18 protein-coding genes and 1 pseudogene are annotated in these 17,754 nt (G+C 66.1%); 2 read left to right on the plus strand and 17 right to left on the minus strand.

Annotation, left to right across the window (positions count from 1 at the left end):
- The 5 genes and pseudogenes from VNW74_RS17200 to VNW74_RS17220 form a co-directional block, all read right to left on the minus strand.
- A pseudogene (locus VNW74_RS17200) lies at window positions 1-783 on the minus strand (glutamine synthetase); the annotation flags it as partial.
- Window positions 784-797: 14 nt separating this feature from the next.
- On the minus strand, window positions 798-1,349 hold the full coding sequence (locus tag VNW74_RS17205; protein ID WP_325678983.1) for an alpha/beta hydrolase: 552 nt from the start codon (window positions 1,347-1,349) through the stop codon (window positions 798-800).
- 201 nt (window positions 1,350-1,550) lie between these two features.
- Complete coding sequence (locus VNW74_RS17210; protein ID WP_325678914.1) at window positions 1,551-3,050, minus strand: cobyric acid synthase; 1,500 nt, start codon at window positions 3,048-3,050, stop codon at window positions 1,551-1,553.
- A 19-nt stretch (window positions 3,051-3,069) separates the two neighbouring features.
- On the minus strand, window positions 3,070-3,936 hold the full coding sequence (map, locus tag VNW74_RS17215; RefSeq protein WP_325678916.1) for a type I methionyl aminopeptidase: 867 nt from the start codon (window positions 3,934-3,936) through the stop codon (window positions 3,070-3,072).
- Window positions 3,937-3,955: 19 nt separating this feature from the next.
- Window positions 3,956-4,540 (minus strand): DUF1707 domain-containing protein, encoded by a 585-nt coding sequence (locus VNW74_RS17220; RefSeq protein ID WP_325678918.1) that lies wholly within the window; start codon window positions 4,538-4,540, stop codon window positions 3,956-3,958.
- A gap of 105 nt (window positions 4,541-4,645) precedes the next feature.
- Here VNW74_RS17220 and VNW74_RS17225 point away from each other — a divergent pair, with 105 nt between their 5' ends.
- Window positions 4,646-4,960, plus strand: coding sequence for a hypothetical protein (locus VNW74_RS17225; protein ID WP_325678920.1), 315 nt, complete (start codon window positions 4,646-4,648; stop codon window positions 4,958-4,960).
- A 323-nt stretch (window positions 4,961-5,283) separates the two neighbouring features.
- Here VNW74_RS17225 and VNW74_RS17230 read toward each other — a convergent pair whose 3' ends face one another.
- From VNW74_RS17230 to dxr, 5 genes are all read right to left on the minus strand, one after another.
- A complete protein-coding gene (locus VNW74_RS17230; RefSeq protein WP_325678922.1) occupies window positions 5,284-7,095 on the minus strand; it encodes a penicillin-binding transpeptidase domain-containing protein in 1,812 nt (603 codons plus the stop codon).
- Window positions 7,096-7,222: 127 nt separating this feature from the next.
- Entirely contained in the window at window positions 7,223-8,077 is an 855-nt protein-coding gene (locus VNW74_RS17235) for a GNAT family N-acetyltransferase (protein WP_325678924.1), read from the minus strand.
- A 55-nt stretch (window positions 8,078-8,132) separates the two neighbouring features.
- Entirely contained in the window at window positions 8,133-9,290 is a 1,158-nt protein-coding gene (gene ispG / locus VNW74_RS17240; RefSeq protein ID WP_325678926.1) for a flavodoxin-dependent (E)-4-hydroxy-3-methylbut-2-enyl-diphosphate synthase, read from the minus strand.
- A gap of 60 nt (window positions 9,291-9,350) precedes the next feature.
- Window positions 9,351-10,556, minus strand: coding sequence for a M50 family metallopeptidase (locus VNW74_RS17245; RefSeq protein ID WP_325678928.1), 1,206 nt, complete (start codon window positions 10,554-10,556; stop codon window positions 9,351-9,353).
- Window positions 10,553-11,701, minus strand: a complete 1,149-nt coding sequence (dxr, locus tag VNW74_RS17250) for a 1-deoxy-D-xylulose-5-phosphate reductoisomerase (RefSeq protein ID WP_325678985.1) — start codon at window positions 11,699-11,701, stop codon at window positions 10,553-10,555. Before dxr ends, VNW74_RS17245 begins: the two co-directional genes overlap by 4 nt.
- Before the next feature lie 197 nt (window positions 11,702-11,898).
- Between dxr and VNW74_RS17255 the strand changes: the two genes are divergently transcribed.
- Window positions 11,899-12,156, plus strand: coding sequence for a DUF2631 domain-containing protein (locus tag VNW74_RS17255; RefSeq protein ID WP_325678930.1), 258 nt, complete (start codon window positions 11,899-11,901; stop codon window positions 12,154-12,156).
- 6 nt (window positions 12,157-12,162) lie between these two features.
- On the opposite strand, the gene VNW74_RS17260 is transcribed toward VNW74_RS17255, so the two are convergent.
- The 7 genes from VNW74_RS17260 to pyrH all read right to left on the minus strand — a co-directional run bounded on the left by VNW74_RS17260 (window position 12,163) and on the right by pyrH (window position 17,486).
- On the minus strand, window positions 12,163-12,378 hold the full coding sequence (locus tag VNW74_RS17260) for a hypothetical protein (protein WP_325678932.1): 216 nt from the start codon (window positions 12,376-12,378) through the stop codon (window positions 12,163-12,165).
- Between the two features lie 140 nt (window positions 12,379-12,518).
- Window positions 12,519-13,394, minus strand: coding sequence for a cytochrome c biogenesis CcdA family protein (locus VNW74_RS17265; protein ID WP_325678935.1), 876 nt, complete (start codon window positions 13,392-13,394; stop codon window positions 12,519-12,521).
- Window positions 13,395-13,399: 5 nt separating this feature from the next.
- Entirely contained in the window at window positions 13,400-13,909 is a 510-nt protein-coding gene (locus tag VNW74_RS17270; protein WP_414686708.1) for a protein disulfide oxidoreductase, read from the minus strand.
- A gap of 59 nt (window positions 13,910-13,968) precedes the next feature.
- Window positions 13,969-15,069: a 23S rRNA (adenine(2503)-C(2))-methyltransferase RlmN gene (rlmN, locus tag VNW74_RS17275; RefSeq protein ID WP_325678939.1), complete on the minus strand. Its 1,101-nt coding sequence runs from the start codon at window positions 15,067-15,069 to the stop codon at window positions 13,969-13,971.
- A 41-nt stretch (window positions 15,070-15,110) separates the two neighbouring features.
- Entirely contained in the window at window positions 15,111-16,046 is a 936-nt protein-coding gene (locus tag VNW74_RS17280; RefSeq protein ID WP_414686709.1) for a phosphatidate cytidylyltransferase, read from the minus strand.
- Window positions 16,047-16,069: 23 nt separating this feature from the next.
- Window positions 16,070-16,627 (minus strand): ribosome recycling factor, encoded by a 558-nt coding sequence (gene frr, locus VNW74_RS17285; RefSeq protein ID WP_325678941.1) that lies wholly within the window; start codon window positions 16,625-16,627, stop codon window positions 16,070-16,072.
- Between the two features lie 67 nt (window positions 16,628-16,694).
- Complete coding sequence (pyrH, locus tag VNW74_RS17290; RefSeq protein ID WP_325678943.1) at window positions 16,695-17,486, minus strand: UMP kinase; 792 nt, start codon at window positions 17,484-17,486, stop codon at window positions 16,695-16,697.
- Between the last annotated feature and the right edge of the window lie 268 nt (window positions 17,487-17,754).

Below are 17,754 nucleotides of genomic sequence, written 5' to 3' on the forward strand. Positions count from 1 at the left end.
GCTGTTGCCTTCGTGCTCATCGTATTTCGCCATGAACGTCAGCGATTTGCCGTGCTGGTCGGCGATTTCCTTCGCGCCGTTCTTGTAGACGCCGTGGTTGTCACAGCTGACCAGCGCCTCGTCGTAGCGGAACCCGAGCTCCTGCTGTCCCTTGTTGCACTCCCCCTTGACGGCCTCCCAGCGCAGGCCCGCGCCTTGCATGTGCCGGCGGATGTCGCGCAGCAGCGGCTCGAGACGGCTCGAGGCCATCACCGCGTAGTCCAGGTTGTAGTCGCTGGCCGGGGTCAGCTCGCGATATCCGCTTGCCCAGGCCTGGCGGTAGGTGTCGTCGAAGACCATGAATTCCAGTTCAGTGGCGACGTAGGCCCGCAGACCGCGCTGGCTCAAGCGGTCCAACTGGCGGCGCAAAACATGGCGCGGCGAGGGTTCGATGGGGCTGCCGTCGTGCCACACCAAGTCGGCGAGCACCAGCGCCGTGCCTGCCAGCCACGGCGCCCGCCGCAGCGTCGACAGGTCCGGCCGCATGACCATGTCGCCGTAACCGCTGTCCCATCCCGACATCTTGTATCCGTCGACGGTGTTCATCTCGACGTCGACCGCGAACAGGTAGTTGCAGGCTTCGGCGCCGGACTCGGCCACCTCGTCGATGAAGAATTGCGCCGACACCCGCTTGCCCATCAGCCGGCCCAACAGGTCGCTGAACGCGACGATGACCGTGTCGACATCACCGGCGGCGATCAGCTGCTCGAGTTTGTCGCGCGACAACGGCGCCTCGCCACTCACGCGATCGGTATCGGTCACCAGGTGCTGGTGCGCAGGACGATCTCGGCGGCCAGTTGGGCGGTCGACTCGTGAGCGTTGCGCCGTGCCAGCAGTTCCACCACCCGGTAATCGCCGTACACGAACCGCTGGCTGGCGCGCGCAACCGCCTGCGCAGCCGGGGTACTGACCAGCGCGGTTGTGTTGATCTCCACCGGCGGACAGTGGTCGTCGCGGATCACCCCGGCTTGATCGGCGACCCGCGGATGCCCGCGGTCGATGGCCACCAGACCGGTGAAGCGGTCCAGCCTGGTCGCCGCCAGTTCCCAGGCCAGCTCACCGCCGACCCGATCGCCGACCAGCACGCCCCAATTGATGTCGAGCACGTCGAGAATGCCCACCACCGACTTGGGCGTCAGGCGTGGGTCCGGGCCGATAACGATCGTCCGCAGCGACGCGGTATGCAGGCGGTCACACACCGCGTCGTAGGCGGCCGGCGCCCGCTGAGCGGCACCAAGCAACACCACGACGGAGCCCTTGTCCGGACCGGTGTCGCTGACCTGGATGGGAAACCCGTCGACGGTTGTCATCATCGTCGAAGGCACCACAGCAAATTACAGCCAATTGGCCCGCGCGCGGGCCGTTTTCGCGCAGTTCGTTAACACAGTTCAAGTTGGAAACGTTCTCGCAACATGGAACTGACGCGTCGTCTTGGGACGACGAGAGCAACAATAAGGAACGGTCCTCGCGAAAACCCTTGGTTGATCGCGCTTTTGAATCGACGGTCGTTGTCAGCGCAGGGCGGCGACAATGGTCGGACGCGGCGGCGGGTCGTTGTCCAGCAGCGCGGTGACGGCATCGACGTCGAGGTGGGCGTCCAACAGGTCGGCCATAGTGTCCAGTTGGCCATCGCGCCGCGCCGATACATCAATGTCATTAGCTATGACAAAACCGTCCCGGCCGGCCGCCGCGGCGGCGTCGGTCAACCAAAGACGGCGAAAGTCGTCGTTGTCGAACAGGCCGTGCCAGTGCGTCCCGAACACCTGGCCGCGCCGATACCCCTGGGGGTATCCCTCCACCTCGAACCACGCGGCCTCTGCGCAGCGGGCCACCCGGCCGTGGTGGATCTCGTAGCCACTCAGCGATCCCTGCCAGCGGCGCAGCACCTTGTCGGCGGTGAACGTGATGTCGGCGTCCAGCATGCCCATGGCCTCGACCCGACCCGATCGGCTTTCGACGGGGTCGTCGATGCGGCGGCAGAGCATCTGGAAGCCGCCGCAGATACCCAACACCGGCCGGCCCGAGGCGGCATGTGCGGCGATGGCCCGGTCCAGCCCCCGGTCACGCAGCCAGCCCAGGTCGGCGACGGTGGACTTGGTGCCCGGCAGCACGACGACGTCGGCATCGACCAGGTCGGCGGGTTGGCTGACCCAACGCACCAGCACGCCGGGTTCGCAGGCCAAGGCTTCGATATCGGTGGAGTTGGAGATCCGCGGCAGCCGCGGCACCGACACCCGCAGCCATTCGGAGCCGTGCGGCGGCTGCGGTCTGCCGATGACGCGGTGCGCCAGCACCGAGACGGAATCCTCGGCGTCAAGCCAGAGGTCGTCGCAGTACGGCAGCACCCCGTAGGTCGGACGACCGGTGAGCTCGGCGAGCTGCTGCAACCCGGGCTCCAGCAGCGCGGGGTCGCCGCGGAATTTATTCACGATGAACCCGGCAACCAGCGCCTGGTCGCCGGGTTCGAGCACCGCCACCGTCCCGAACAGATGCGCCAGCAGCCCGCCGCGGTCGATGTCGCCGACCAAAATCACCGGCAGGTTCGCGGGACGGGCCAGGCCCATATTGACCAAGTCCGTTGCCCGCAAGTTGATTTCGGCCGGTGATCCGGCGCCTTCGCAGATCACGGCGTCGAATTCGGCTCTCAGTTGCGATAATTCATCGAGCACGACGTCGGATAGCCGGTTGCGATGCGACCAGTACTCGGCCGCGCTGACCGAGTCGGTGGCCCGTCCCCGGATCACCAGCTGTGAGGTCATATCACTGCCGGGTTTGAGCAGAATCGGGTTGAACCGCACGCTGGGGGCCAGGCCAGCCGCGCGGGCCTGCATCGCCTGTGCCCGGCCGATCTCTCCGCCCTCGACGGTGACCGCGGAATTGTTCGACATGTTCTGCGCCTTGAACGGCGCGACCCGGATGCCCTTGCGCGCCAGTAACCGGCAGAGTCCGGCGACTACCACCGACTTCCCGGCGTCGGAGCTGGTGCCGGCGACCAGCAACGCACCGCTCACGGTCGTGTGGCGAAGACCGTCACGGCAGGGTGAGGATGTCCACGCCGGACTCGGTGACCAGCAACGTGTGCTCGAATTGCGCGGTCCACTTGCGGTCTTTGGTGACCACCGTCCAGCCGTCGTCCCATATCTCGTAGTCCAGCGCCCCGAGGTTGATCATCGGCTCGATGGTAAACGTCATTCCCGGCTCGAGAATCGTCGTCACCGAAGGCTGGTCGTAGTGCAGCACTACCAGGCCGTTGTGGAAGGTGGTACCGATACCGTGACCGGTGAAGTCCCGAACGACGTTGTAGCCGAATCGGTTTGCGTAGGATTCGATGACGCGGCCGACCGCCGACAGCGCACGGCCCGGTTTGACGGCTTTGATCGCCCGCATCGTCGCCTCGTGGGTGCGCTCGACAAGCAGCCGGTGCTCCTCGGAGACGTCGCCGGCCAGGAACGTGGCGTTGGTGTCACCGTGCACACCGTCGATGTAGGCGGTCACGTCGACGTTGACGATGTCACCGTCTTCGATCGCCGTCGAGTCGGGGATGCCGTGGCAGATGATCTCGTTCAGCGATGTGCAGCAGGACTTCGGGAAACCCTTATAACCCAGCGTCGATGGATAGGCGCCGTGGTCGACCATGTAGTCGTGCGCGATGCGGTCCAACGCGTCGGTCGTCACGCCCGGCGCGACCGCCTTGCCCGCCTCGGCGAGCGCGCGGGCCGCAATCCGCCCCGCCACCCGCATCTTCTCGATTACTTCGGGCGTTTGCACCCACGGCTCGGTGCCCTCCCGCGCGGTCGGCTTGCCGACATACTCCGGGCGCGGGATCGACTTGGGCACCGGCAGTGTCGGCGAGACTGCGCCGGCAATCAGCTCAGAACGAACGGGACGAACAGGCATCCCGCCAGGATATCCGGCGTCAGCCACGGCCGCGCCGGCGCAGCAACGACCGGCGTGGTCCTTTGATCTTTACCGAGCCGCACACCACCCGACCGGTCAACACCACATGCGGTGTGCCTTCGGCCGACGCGGTCTTCCGGCGGTCGCTGGCGCTGCCCCCGTAGACCTGGACGTCGTCGATCGATGCGCTGGCGCCGTCGGGCAACCGAATTTCCACCGACCCGAACCTCATGTCGAGCTCGATCACCACCACCGGCCCGGCGAATCGCGCTTTGACCAGGTCCAGCTCCACCGACCCCATCCGGCGCACCAGCGCCAGGCGGCTCGGTACGGTCCACTCGCCGTGCCGCTTGAGCGACCCGACCCACCCGCGCAACTCCACTCGGTCGGCCGCAGACGTGACGATCGCTCCCGGCCCGGGCAGGTCACCGACGAGGCGGTCCAGTTCGTTGCGGGTGCGGGCGTAGGACACGTGCGAGGAACGTTCCTCGAACTCGCCGATGTCGATCAGCCCGAGCGCGACCGCATTGTGTAGTCGGCGCAGCGTGCCGTTGCGGTCCGCATCGGATACCCGCAGCTCGGTCAGTTCGTCAGGGCGCGTCATGGCGCTTCCAATCTACCGCCACCGGATGCGCGGGCTCCGGTTCGACGACCTGAACGCATGGGGTAGCTACGGGAGCCTTTTCATACTTTATGTACGAAAACGCTAATGAATTTGAACTGGGATGCATTAACGCGTGAAATGGAGAAAGTCCCTTTTAGCGAAACACTCGATAAAGGATCTTGTTTTGATCGCAAAACAGCGTTATTGGCGCACTCAGGCGGCAGGCAATTTCTCCTACAAACTGTTCGAACAGCCGGAGTTAAAATCCGGTTTTCTGACCATGAGATCCAGATAGTGGACGGCGGTGGCGGCGTCGGCCAGGCGCTGCCCGATCGGCTTACGTGGCACTGGCTTGACGGCGTCCACCTGCTACGATGCCCCCAACGTGGCCGCCGGGCGATGTCGGGCGGCAACCGATGACGTGCCATTGGCGTACTCGCCGGACCGATCTTGAAGCGTCGAACGGCGCCTAAGAGCAGACTTAGGAGCGACACAAACTTCGGCCGAGGTTTTTATTAGAGGAATGCTTAACCAATGCCGCATCGTGATATATGTTGCCCCCTCGAAGGCTCAACCAATGGGGGCAAAGGACTCATGTACGAGCCAACGGCTGTGGGACGGCAACCCCACAATCCACATCGATAGAAACCAGATTGGAGGCTCGCACATGAGTCGCAATGATTCCAGGCGATTGGCTGTCTAAGTCCTCTAAGTCCTTGTCGCAGAGCGACTTTCTGAACGCCTCAGGCCAAGTAGTCGGCCGGCAGGCAGTCGAACATGAACTTGGTCATCCGCACCGCGTATTCCGAACTGCCGCCCCCGACGATCAGCGAAGCGAAGGCCAAATCACCGCGGTACCCGGCGAACCAGGAATGCGATCCGCCGGGAAACTCGGCTTCACCGGTCTTCCCGAACACCGCGCCGGCGCCGGCGATGTCCTTGCCCGTGCCGTTGGTCACCACCAGGCGCATCATCGGGCGCAAGCCGTCGATCACCTTCTCGCTGATCGGCGTGGTGTCGCCGGTGATCGCCGTCGTCCGTCCCTCGATCAGCTTCGGCACCGGGGTCCTGCCGGCGGCCACCGTGGCCGCGACCATCGCCATGCCGAACGGCGAGGCCAGCGCCTTGCCCTGACCGAAGCCGTCCTCGGTGCGCTCGGCTAAATCGACCGTCGGCGGCACCGAGCCGGTGACCGTGTTGATGCCGTCCACCTGGTAGTCCAGTCCGATGCCGTACTGGCTTGCCTCCTGCGTCAAACCGCGCGGCGGCATCCGGCTGGCCAATTCGGCGAAGGTGGTGTTGCAGGAACTGGCGAACGCCCGCGACATCGGCACCACGCCCAAATCGAACCCGCCATAGTTGGGGATGGTGCGATGGCCGATGTCGATCTTTCCGGGACAACCCAAAAGCGTGTTGGGGCTTGCCAAGTCGCGCTCGAGGGCCGCGCCCGCGGTGACCATCTTGAACGTCGACCCGGGCGGGTAGAGGCCGGTGGTGGCCACGGGGCCGAGCGCGTCCGCGGCCGCGTTCTGCGCGACGGCGAGAATCTCCCCGGTCGAGGGTTTGATCGCCACGATCATGGCCTGGCGACTCTGGTTGTCCACCGCGCGCTGAGCGGCGTTCTGCACGGCCCGGTCCAGGCTGATCGACACCGACGGGGCCGGTGACGGCTCCACCTCGTGCAGCACCGCGACGTCGACGCCGTTCTGGTTGACGCTGACCACCCGCCAGCCCGCCTGGCCGTCGAGTTCATCGATCACGGCCTTCTTCACCTGGCTCATCAGGGCGGGGGCGAAGTGGTAGTCGGTCGGCAGCAGCTCGGCCTGCGGAGTGATCACCACGCCCGGCAGGTTGCCGATGGCGGGGGCGACATTGTTGTTGTCGTCGGTGCGCAACGTAATCAGATCCATCGGCTTGCCCAACGAGCTGGACTGCTCGGCCAGTCGCTGCGGGTCGTTGAGCGTGTCGTCGAACGGCCGCAGCGCATCGACGACCGCACGGGCCGTCGTGATCAGGTAGCCGCCGGCCCGCGAGGCGTCCAGCGTGTAGTGGTAGAGGTAGCCGGGGGCCAATACGTCGGTGCCGCCGACTTCGTTCACCGCGGCGCGTCGCGGCGGGTCGGCCCGCAGCGCGAACGTCTGATGCTCGCCGAGGCGTGGATGCAGATCGGTGGTGCTCCAGCGGACCTGCCAATGTCCTTCGTAGCGGGCCATTTTCAGCTGGCCGTCGTAGGTCCATGTCCGGTTCTTGGGCAGATGCCAGGTGTAGCGATAGTTCACCGTGCCGATGTCCTCGGTGTATTTCGAGCCGAGGACCTGGGTGTCCAAATGGCCGGCTTGCAGGCCGGCCCACGCCGCGTTGAGCGCTTCGCGTGCATCGCTGGGAGCATCGCTGAGCTCGGCGGCGGCCGCCGTGTCGCCGGTGGACAACGCAGCGAAGAACCGATCGGCTGCCGGCGCGGGCCCCTCTGGACGTGGCGTGCAGGCCGACACGGTGCCCGCTCCGAGAAGCAGCAGAACTGCGACCTGTGATGCCAGTGTGGCTCTAGTTATCATTGTGGCTGATGTTAATTCTCAGCGTCCGCGACGAGTGGCGACACTCCGATACCGAACCGTTACTGCGCGATGACGTGTCGTCGCAGGGGTTTGAGTGTCGCGGAAAAACCGGCCGGCCGGCCGCGTTCTAGTCCAGCAGGACCGTCGCGAAGGTACCGACTTCGGCGAAGCCGATTCGGTCGTAGGTGGCCCGGGCGACCGTGTTGAAGTCGTTCACGTACAGGCTGGCGATGCGCCCGGTGCCCACGATGACCGCTGCCAACGTCGCAGTGCCGGCCGTGCCCAGACCTTGGCCGCGCCGCTCGGGATGCACCCAGACCCCCTGGATCTGGCTGACGGCCGGTGACTGGGAACCGACTTCGGCCTTGAAGACCACCTCGCCGTCCTCGAAGCGGGCCCACGCTCGACCCGCCGCGATCAGGCTGGCCACCCGACGTCGGTAGCCGCGTCCGCCGTCACCGATCCGCGGGTCGACGCCGACCTCGCCGATGAACATGTCGACCGCGGCCACCAGGTAGACATCAATCTCGTCGGGCCGGACCTGGCGCACCTCGGGATCGATTTCGCAGACCGGCATCGAGTTCAGCGACATCAGCGGCTGGTGCTCGCGCACATCGCGGGCCGGGCCCCAAGCCGGCTCCAGTCGGTGCCACATCGGCATCACGAACTCGGCGCGGCCGACCAATGACGAGCACCGCCGCGATACGGTCAACGCCGCGTCGGCAAAGGCATATAGGTCACTCAGTCGGCCGCGCAGCGGAATCAGGTTCGCACCGGCGTAGCACAGCGACTCCTGGGGGTCGCGGCGCGTCCACAGCTCGCCACCGATCGCGTTGGGATCGATGCCGTGATCAGCCACCCGAGCGGCGACCATGCACGACCCGATCGGATCGTCGTCGAAGACACGGCGCACCGCGGCGCCGTCGCGCACTACCGACACCCGTCGCTCGTTCACCACTCGGCGGATGGGCGGAGCCGACATACTGACTCTTTCTGGGACCGACTAACCGACTGTTGTAGCCCGAGTGGGCCAGGTCTCAGCTTACGGTGACAACAGGCGAACCGCTCGCTTCTGTGCCCTGCGTGCCCTTCTCCGCGGCAAGCCGCATGGCCTCCTCGATCAGGGTCTCGACGATCTGCGCCTCGGGCACGGTCTTGATTACTTCACCGCGGACGAAGATCTGGCCCTTGCCGTTGCCCGACGCGACGCCGAGGTCGGCCTCCCTGGCCTCCCCCGGACCATTGACGACGCAGCCCATCACGGCCACCCGCAGCGGGACGTCGAGGCCGTCGAGTCCGGCGGTGACCTCGTTGGCCAAGGTGTAGACGTCGACCTGGGCGCGGCCACACGACGGGCAGGACACGATTTCGAGCCCGCGTGGTCGCAGGTTCAGCGACTCGAGGATCTGGGTGCCGACCTTGACCTCTTCGACCGGCGGCGCCGACAGCGACACCCGAATCGTGTCGCCGATGCCCCGCGACAACAGCGCACCGAAGGCAACCGCGGACTTCACGGTGCCCTGGAAAGCCGGACCGGCTTCGGTCACGCCGAGGTGCAACGGGTAGTCGCACTGCGCGGCCAGCTGCTCGTAGGCGGCGACCATCACGACCGGGTCGTTGTGCTTGACGCTGATCTTGATGTTGCCGAAGCCGTGCTCCTCGAACAGCGAGGCCTCCCACAGCGCCGACTCGACCAGCGCCTCGGGCGTGGCCTTGCCGTACTTCTCCATGAACCGCTTGTCCAGCGATCCGGCGTTCACGCCGATGCGGATCGGGATGCCGGCCGCGGCTGCGGCCTTGGCGACCTCGCCGACGCGGCCGTCGAATTCCTTGATGTTGCCGGGGTTTACCCGCACCGCCGCGCAGCCGGCGTCGATCGCGGCGAAGATGTATTTCGGTTGGAAGTGGATGTCGGCGATGACCGGGATCTGGCTCTTCTTGGCGATCGCCGGTAATGCGTCGGCGTCTTCCTGACGCGGGCAGGCCACCCGGACGATGTCGCAGCCGGTGGCGGTCAGCTCGGCGATCTGCTGCAAGGTCGAGTTGATGTCGTGGGTCTTGGTGGTGCACATGGACTGCACCGAAATCGGATAGTCGCTACCCACCCCGACATCGCGGACCATCAGCTGTCGCGTCTTGCGTCGTGGCGCCAGCGTGGGCGCCGGGGCCGCCGGCATACCCAGACCTGTGGTCACGGTTTGCCTTCGCTTCCTTTCTTTTTTCTGCGAGCCTTTTCTGCGAGCTTTCTGTTAGGCCTACTGGAACAGTCGGATCGGGTTGACCACGTCAGCGGTCACGGTCAAAAACATGTAACCGACCACCAGCACCAAGACTACGTAGGTTGCGGGCATCAGTTTGAGGTAGTTGACCGGCGCGGCCGCGACCTTGCCCCGGGCCGACCGGATCATGTTGCGCACCTTCTCAAACACGGCGATCGCGATGTGGCCGCCGTCGAACGGCAGCAACGGCACCAGGTTGATGACGCCCAGGATGAAGTTCAGCTGGGCCAGGAACAACCAGAACGCCATCCAGACGCCGTGATCGACGGTGTCGCCGCCGATGATGCTCGCGCCGACAACGCTGATCGGTGTATCGAGGGAACGCTCCCCACCGCCGATCGCGTGGATCAGCGCGCCGACTTTGGTCGGGATGGCAACCAGCGACTTGCCCAGCAGGACCGACAGGTTGCCGGTGAAGGCGAACGTGGCCGGCACCGCGGTGACCACGTTGTAATGCGTGGGCCCGGTTGCGGTGCCCATCACGCCTATCACCCCGATCGTGGCCAGCTTCGGGCCGCCTTTACCGTCGGTGACCCAGCGTTGCCGCTGCGCGATGTCGACGTATTTGGTCATCGTTTGGCCGTCCCGCTTGATCACGATCGGAACCGTGCCGTGCAGTTTCTGCACCGCGGCGGCCATGTCGGTGAAGTCGTTGACCGGGGTGTCGCCGACCTTGACCACCACGTCGCCGGCGCGGATCCCCGCGGCGGCCGCCGGCCCGTCCCCGGTGCACTTCCCAAACTGGCCTTGTTTAATTTCGCTTGCCGGACAGGCGGTTTGGCCGATAACCGCGGAGGGATGCAGGTTGGGCAGACCCCAGATCACCGCGATGGCGTAAACCAGCACCAAGCCGATGACGAAGTTCATGCCCGGCCCGGCGAACAACACGGCGGCGCGTTTCCAGGTCTTCTGCTTGTACATAGCGCGGTCGCGCTCGTCAGGCGCGAGCTCCTCGACCGACGTCATGCCGGCGATGTCGCAGAAGCCGCCGGCCGGAACGGCCTTGATGCCGTACTCCGTTTCGCCGCGCCGCGTCGACCACAGCGTCGGCCCGAAGCCCACGAAATAACGGCGCACCTTCATGCCGGTTGCCAAGGCGACCCACATGTGACCGCACTCGTGCAACGCCACGGAAATCAGGATGGCGAGCGCGAACAGCACTATGCCGATAACGAACATCATCGGGTTGGTAGGACCTCCTGTGCGACTCGCTCAATCACGCGCTTGGCCTTCTCGCGGGCCCAGCGCTGCGCGTCGAGTACATCCTCTACGGTAGCGGGTTCGGCGCTGCACTGGTCGGCGGCGCTCAGGACGTCGGCAATTGTGCCCACGATGGCCGGGAAGCCGATCCGCCCGGCCAGGAAGGCCTCTGCTGCTTCTTCGTTGGCCGCGTTGTAGACGGCGGTCATGCAACCGCCCGTCTCGCCGGCTTGTCGGGCCAGCTCGACGGCCGGGAAGACCTGGCTGTCCAGGGGCTCGAACTCCCAGCTCGACGCCGTGGTGAAGTCGCAGGCCGCGGCTACGCCGGGCACCCTGGCCGGCCAGCCCAGCGCCAGCGCGATCGGCAGTTTCATGTCCGGCGGACTGGCCTGCGCGATCGTCGAGCCGTCGGTGAACGTGACCATGGAATGCACGATCGACTGCGGGTGTACAACGACGTCGATGCGCCGGTACGGAATGCCGAAGAGCAGATGGGCTTCGATGAGCTCGAGACCCTTGTTGACCAGCGACGCCGAGTTCAAGGTGTTCATCGGCCCCATCGACCAGGTCGGATGGGCGCCGGCCTGCTCGGGCGTGACGTGCTCGAGATCGGCGGCCGACCAGCCGCGGAACGGCCCGCCGGAGGCGGTGAGCACCAGCTTGGCGACCTCCTCGGCGGAGCCGCCGCGCAGGCATTGCGCCAGCGCGGAGTGCTCGGAGTCCACCGGCACGATCTGGCCGGGTCGCGCCGCCTGCAGCACCAGCGGTCCACCGGCGATCAGGGATTCCTTGTTGGCCAGGGCCAGCCGGGCGCCCGAGGCCAGCGCGGTCAGAGTCGGCTGCAGGCCCAGGGCGCCGACCAGCGCATTGAGCACGACGTCGGCCTCGGTGTTCTCGATCAGCCGGGTGACCGCGTCGGGCCCGTCGTAGGTGACGTCGCCGAGGCTCTGCGCGGTGCGCTGGTCGACGACGGCGACATTGGTCACGCCGGTCTCGGCGCGCTGCCGAGCCAGCAGGTCCGGGTGTGCGCCGCCGGCGGCCAGCCCGACCAGCTCGAAGCGATCCGGGTTCGCGGCGATGACCTCGAGCGCCTGGGTGCCGATGGAGCCGGTACTGCCCAACACCAACGTCTTGAGGCGGCGACCGTCGAGCGTGCGGCCGGCCGCGCGTTCGACGCCGACTGTGCGGCCAGCCGCAGTTTCGGCGCCGCCATCGACATGGTTGGTCACCCCCTCATTGTGCCGTGTCGCCGAAGCGCCCGCGGTGCTGCCGCAACCGGTGTGTGCCAGAATGTCGGGGCATCCCAAACGTCTGAGGAGTCGCCGTGGCCGGAACCGAGGTAGAGCGCTACAGCAACGGGGTCGACGTCGCCGATGTGCCGTCCGCGCACTGGGGCTGGAGCAAAATCAACCACCGCAACTGGCACGTCGTGGGCCTGTTGATCTTCGTCCTTTTGCTGGCGTTCCTGGACGGCAACCATGTCGGCCACATCGAAAACCTGTACGTGATCGGCTTCGCCGCGCTGGCCCTCTTCTTCGTCGTGCGCGACTGGTGGGGCCGGCGACGCGGCTGGCTCAGGTAGGGCCGATCAGCCGGCGGTGCTGTGCGTCGCGACCGCCCAGTGGATGTCGATGTCTCGGGAGCCGGTGCGTACGTGAATCAGCAGTGTGTCATCGTCATCGGCCGGTCCGTCGGCGGACTCCAGCAGGTTGCTGACCGCGCCTGAGCCGGTGATCAAGTCCAACCGGGCGGCGGTACCTTGGGCCACCCCGACGCTGAGGTCGCCGCTGGCCGCCTTGAACACCAGATCTCCGTCGAGTTCACCGATCGCCGCGGTGCCGGATGCCGGATGCCGGCCGACCCGTTTCCGGTGACCGCCGCTACGGTGATCGATCCGGAAGCGGTGGCCGCCTTGGTGACATCATTTTGATGTCACCGCAAGCATCAGTGTGGTGCGCGACTGCCGCGGCGCGCCCGGCGATAACCAGCGGCGGCCAATGCGCCGATCATCAGCAAGCAAAACGCCAGTGCCCACGGCCACCCACCGTGCCGGTACACCCACCCGGCCACCGCTCCTTGGACGTGACCGGCTACGGCGATCAACGCATCGGAGGGGTTTCCCTGGCCGGTGCGGATGCGGATCTCGTAGAGGCCGTAATAGCCCACATACAGCCCGACGAGCACCAGCAGCGTTCCGCTGATCCGGTTGACGTAGGGCAGGATTCGCCGCAGGCGATTCACCACCGCCGTGCTGGCTGCCGCGGCGGCGACCGCCAGCACGCCAACGACCAGGGTGAGACCCGCGATGTAGGCGAGATAGATCGACGCGTCGCCGATCACCGAGCCGCGGCGCAGGCCGGCGGCGGTGACCGCCAAAAAGGGGCCGATGGTGCACGACAACGAGGCGATCGCGTAGCTCACGCCGTAGCCGTACATGGAACCGAGCCGGGCCGTCGGAGCCCATCGTCCACCGGGATGCCTCAGCGTCAACAACGTCAGCTCTCGGCCCGTCAGCAACCAAATCCCCAGGGCGACAAGCACAATGCCGATCACCACGGTCACGTACGGCACATACCGCTGCACGATGGAACCCGCCGATATGGTGAGCGCTCCGAACAACCCGAATACCGTCAAAAACCCCAGCCCCATGCCGGCGGTTGCCGCCAGCGCCCGACCGACCGCAGCCAATCCCGTCGACGTGTCGGCCCTCTCCCCGCGTACCACCAGAACGAGGTAGGCGGGCAGCATGGCAAAACCGCAGGGATTAAGCGCCGCCACCAATCCGGCGGTGAACGCCAAGCTGACCAGGCCCTGGTCCACGAGGGCTAGGACTTCAGCGCGGCAACCCGGCCGGAGAGCTCCTGCTGAGACATCGCCGAGGTGGGGTTGTTCACGAACGTCGACGTGCCGTCGGCCCGATAGAACACGTAGGCCGGCTGCCACGGCACGTTGTAGCGGGCCCAGATCGACCCGTCGGCGTCGTTGAGATTGGTGAAATTCAGGTTGTACTTCGACACGAAGCCCTGCATCTCGCCGACATCCGAGTGGGCGGCGATCCCGACGAAGGTGACCGATGGGTTGGCGGCGGCCACTCGGCTCACACTGGGACCTTCGGCGTTGCAGAACGGACACCAGGGCGTCCAGAACCACAGCACGGCCGGCTTGCCCTGCAGACTCGCGCCATTGAACGGCGCACCGGACAGTGTGGTCCCGGTGAACTGCAGACGATCGTCGGCTGCCAGCGCCCGTGGCGCCGCGAGCAGCCCGAAAGTCATGGCGGCCGAGACTGCAAGGACTGCCAGCCTCGCGATCGAACTCATGAGCCGATTTTTCACCTGCGGACCTCTTCCTGTTCAGACTTCACATCAGATGACGCGATCACAGCCGGTCCGGTTCACGGGCGGCGCCCTGCGCCGTCGGCGGCAAGCTGGCCACACGCGGCGGCGATCTCGCGACCGCGGGTGTCTCGAACCGTGCAGGGCACGCCGCTGGCGCGGATCCGCCGGACGAACTCGCGCTGCGCGGGCTTCGGGCTGGCGTCCCAGTCGCTGCCGGGCGTGGGGTTCAGCGGAATGACGTTCACATGCACCAGCGGACCCAGTGCACGATGCAGCCGCTTGCCCAGCAGGTCTGCGCGCCACGGTTGATCGTTGACGTCGCGAATCAGGGCATACTCCACCGAAACTCGCCGACCGGTCACGTCGGCGTAGTAGCGGGCGGCGTCGAGAGCTTCGCCGACCTTCCACCGGTTGTTGACCGGCACCAGCGTGTCACGCAGCTCGTCGTCAGGGGCATGCAGCGACAGCGCGAGCGTCACGCCGAGCCGCTCATCGGCGAGTTTGCGGATTGCCGGGGCCAGCCCGACCGTCGACACCGTCACCGATCGCGCCGAGATTCCGAAACCGGACGGTGAAGTGATGCGACGCACCGCCGCCAGCACCCTGGTGTAGTTGGCCAGCGGCTCCCCCATCCCCATGAACACCACGTTGGACAACCGGTCTCCCCAGTCGTCACACAGCGCCACGGCCGCGGAGCGTACTTGTTCGACGATCTCGGCGGTCGACAGGTTTCGTGTCAGGCCACTCTGTCCGGTGGCGCAGAACGGGCAAGCCATGCCACAGCCCGCCTGCGACGAGATGCACACCGTATTGCGCTGCGGGTAGCGCATCAGCACCGACTCGAAGGTGGTGCCGTCGGCCGCCCGCCACAACGTCTTGCGGGTCTGGCCGGCGTCACACGCGATTTCCTGGGCGGCAGTCAGCAGGCTCGGGAACAGGGCCTCGGCCACCTGACCGCGGGCAGCAGCCGGCAGGTCGGTCATCTGCTGCGGGTCGGCGATCAGCCGACCGTAGTACTGCTGGGCGAGTTGCTTGGCGCGAAACGGCGGCAGGCCCAGTGCCGCGACGGCGTCGAGGAGCCCGGCCTCGTCGAGGTCGGCCAGATGCCGCGGCGGCAGGCCTCGGCGCGGCGCCTCGAATACCAGCTGTTGCTTCATCCCACGACCAGTATCCGTCCTTCGCGGAGTCGCGGCGGCGATCAGGGCACCAGGGTCAAGACGATCCAGGTCGCCACCGCCGACGGCAACGCGCCGTCCAGCCGGTCCATCAAGCCGCCGTGGCCGGGCAGAATCCGCCCCATGTCCTTGATGCCCAAGTCACGTTTGATCTGCGACTCCACCAAGTCGCCGAGCGTTGCAGTGGCCACCAGCGTGAAGCCCAACAGGACTCCGACCCAGATCGGCTTGTGGGCCAGCAGGACCGCCGTCAGAGCGGTCGCGGTGACGCCGAAGAACAGCGAACCGGCCAGACCCTCCCATGACTTGTTCGGGCTGATCGACGGCACCATCGGATGCTTACCGAGCAGCACGCCCACCGCATAGCCGCCGACGTCCGAACACACCACGCCGATCATCAGGCTGAATACCCGCCCCGATCCGTCGCTGGGATAGACCAGCAGCACACTGAACGACGCGAAGAGCGGAACCCAGGCGGCCAGGAAGACCGTGGCCGCGACATCCCGCAGGTAGTTCGCCGACGGTGAATCGGCGCCGTGAGCGCCGTCAGCGCCGTGCGATGTGGGCGGGCCTTTGAGCGCCAACCGCCAGAACATGCAGACCACGGCCGTGGCGCCGAAGCCGGCAAGTGCACCGCGCGGCCCATACGGCCAGGTCAGCCAAATTATCAGTTGGCCACCGGCCAGCAGCGGGATGACGGGGATGACGTAACCGGCCTCGCGCAACCGCCGCACCACCTCGTAGGTGGCCACGGCCATGGCGGCGGCGACCAGCACGACCCACAGGTATCGATCGAAGATCAAGATCGCGACGATGGTGACGGCGAGGGCCGCGCCGACGGCGATCGCAGCCGGCAGGTTTCGGCCGGCCCGCGGCTTCTTCTTCTTCGGCTCCCTTTTCGAGGGCTGCTGCAGCGACCCCTCGGCCGGGGTGTCTGCGCCGGTACCAGTTTCTGCCACGGACGTCGTTAGCTGAGCGGCCGCTAGACCTCCAGCAGCTCGCCTTCTTTGTGCTTAACCAGCTCATCGATCTGGGTCACGTACTGGTGCGTGGTCTTGTCCAGGTCCTTCTCCGCGCGCGCGACCTCGTCCTCGCCCGCCTCACCGTCCTTGCGGATGCGGTGCAGTTCCTCCATCGCCTTGCGGCGGATGTTGCGCACCGAGACCCTGGCGTCTTCTCCCTTGCTTTTGGCTTGCTTGACGAGTTCGCGGCGGCGTTCCTCGGTCAGCTGCGGTACCGCAACCCGGATCAGGGTGCCGTCGTTGGTCGGATTCACCCCTAGTTCGGAGTTGCGAATCGCCGTCTCGATGGCCCCAAGCTGGCTCGCCTCGTACGGCTTGATGACGACGAGGCGCGCTTCGGGAACATTGATGCTGGCCAGCTGGGTGATCGGGGTGGACGAACCGTAGTAGTCGATAACTATGCGGGAGAACATGCCCGGGTTGGCGCGGCCGGTCCGGATGGTCGACAAGTCGTCACGGCTCACCGATACGGCCTTCTCCATCTTCTCCTCGGCATCGAAGAGGGTTTCGTCAATCATGGCGCCGCTCCTTCTCATCGCTGCGCTCTGCATCGTCGCGGGCTGTCATTTCGCGCCGCTCCTGCCGTTAGGTAGTGACCAGCGTTCCGATCTTCTCACCCGCAACCGCGCGAGCAATATTGCCATCGGTAAGCAGGTTGAACACCAGAATCGGCATGCCATTGTCCATACACAAACTGAATGCTGTGGCATCGGCCACCCGCAGCCCCCGATCGATGACTTCCCGGTGGGTGATAGCGGTCAGCATCTCGGCCGACGGATTCACTCGCGGGTCCTCGGTGAACACGCCGTCGACCGCCTTGGCCATCAGGACCACGTCGGCGCCGATCTCCAATGCCCGCTGTGCGGCCGTGGTGTCGGTCGAGAAGTACGGCAGCCCCATGCCGGCACCGAAGATCACCACACGTCCCTTTTCCAAGTGGCGCCGGGCCCTCAGCGGAATATAGGGCTCGGCGACCTGGCCCATCGTGATCGCGGTCTGAACCCGCGTGACGATGCCCTCTTTTTCTAGGAAGTCTTGCAACGCAAGGCTGTTCATGACAGTGCCGAGCATCCCCATATAGTCTGATCGGGTGCGCTCCATCCCGCGCTGCTGAAGCTGTGCGCCGCGGAAGAAGTTGCCACCGCCGATGACGACCGCGACCTGCACGCCGGTGCGGACCACCTCAGCGATCTGGCGAGCGACCAGCGACACCACATCGGGATCCAGTCCGACCTGTCCGCCGCCGAACATCTCACCACCGAGTTTGAGCAGTACTCGGGCGTACTTGGGCCGCGTCGCGGGGTTGCCGGCGGGATATCGGTTGTCCGGTGGAAATGCGTCGGCGCCGTTGGTGCTCGTCGGCTCCTGCTCCGTCATCAGACTCCTCGCATGGGAGGGCGCCATCCAGCTATCCCCCACGACAGCACGCTCCATCCTGCCTTATGGCCAGGCTGCGCGTCCCGAGAGTGGACTGGATTGCGCATTGTTTGTCTCGCAACGGCGTTGGGCGGTAACTGCGCGCCCACGACGACAATTCCGTCAGCTGGCGGAATCCATCGCCTGCGAGGCCGTGTTCGGCGTCACAGCCACCGCATTCAGCCGTCCTACCTGCGCCGAAAACCTCACCGCAGCGAGTCGCATGCGG

Source organism: Mycobacterium sp. (assembly GCF_035570115.1).
GTDB lineage: Bacteria > Actinomycetota > Actinomycetes > Mycobacteriales > Mycobacteriaceae > Mycobacterium.

Bases quoted from the DNA above. Each gene is read 5' to 3' on its own strand.
- VNW74_RS17205 (WP_325678983.1), bottom strand. From the start codon at position 1,349: ATGACAACCGTCGACGGGTTTCCCATCCAGGTCAGCGACACCGGTCCG.
- map (WP_325678916.1), bottom strand. From the start codon at position 3,936: ATGCCTGTTCGTCCCGTTCGTTCTGAGCTGATTGCCGGCGCAGTCTCG.
- VNW74_RS17220 (WP_325678918.1), bottom strand. From the start codon at position 4,540: ATGACGCGCCCTGACGAACTGACCGAGCTGCGGGTATCCGATGCGGAC.
- VNW74_RS17225 (WP_325678920.1), top strand. From the start codon at position 4,646: ATGAATTTGAACTGGGATGCATTAACGCGTGAAATGGAGAAAGTCCCT.
- VNW74_RS17230 (WP_325678922.1), bottom strand. From the start codon at position 7,095: ATGATAACTAGAGCCACACTGGCATCACAGGTCGCAGTTCTGCTGCTT.
- VNW74_RS17235 (WP_325678924.1), bottom strand. From the start codon at position 8,077: ATGTCGGCTCCGCCCATCCGCCGAGTGGTGAACGAGCGACGGGTGTCG.
- VNW74_RS17245 (WP_325678928.1), bottom strand. From the start codon at position 10,556: ATGATGTTCGTTATCGGCATAGTGCTGTTCGCGCTCGCCATCCTGATT.
- rlmN (WP_325678939.1), bottom strand. From the start codon at position 15,069: ATGAAGCAACAGCTGGTATTCGAGGCGCCGCGCCGAGGCCTGCCGCCG.
- frr (WP_325678941.1), bottom strand. From the start codon at position 16,627: ATGATTGACGAAACCCTCTTCGATGCCGAGGAGAAGATGGAGAAGGCC.
- pyrH (WP_325678943.1), bottom strand. From the start codon at position 17,486: ATGACGGAGCAGGAGCCGACGAGCACCAACGGCGCCGACGCATTTCCA.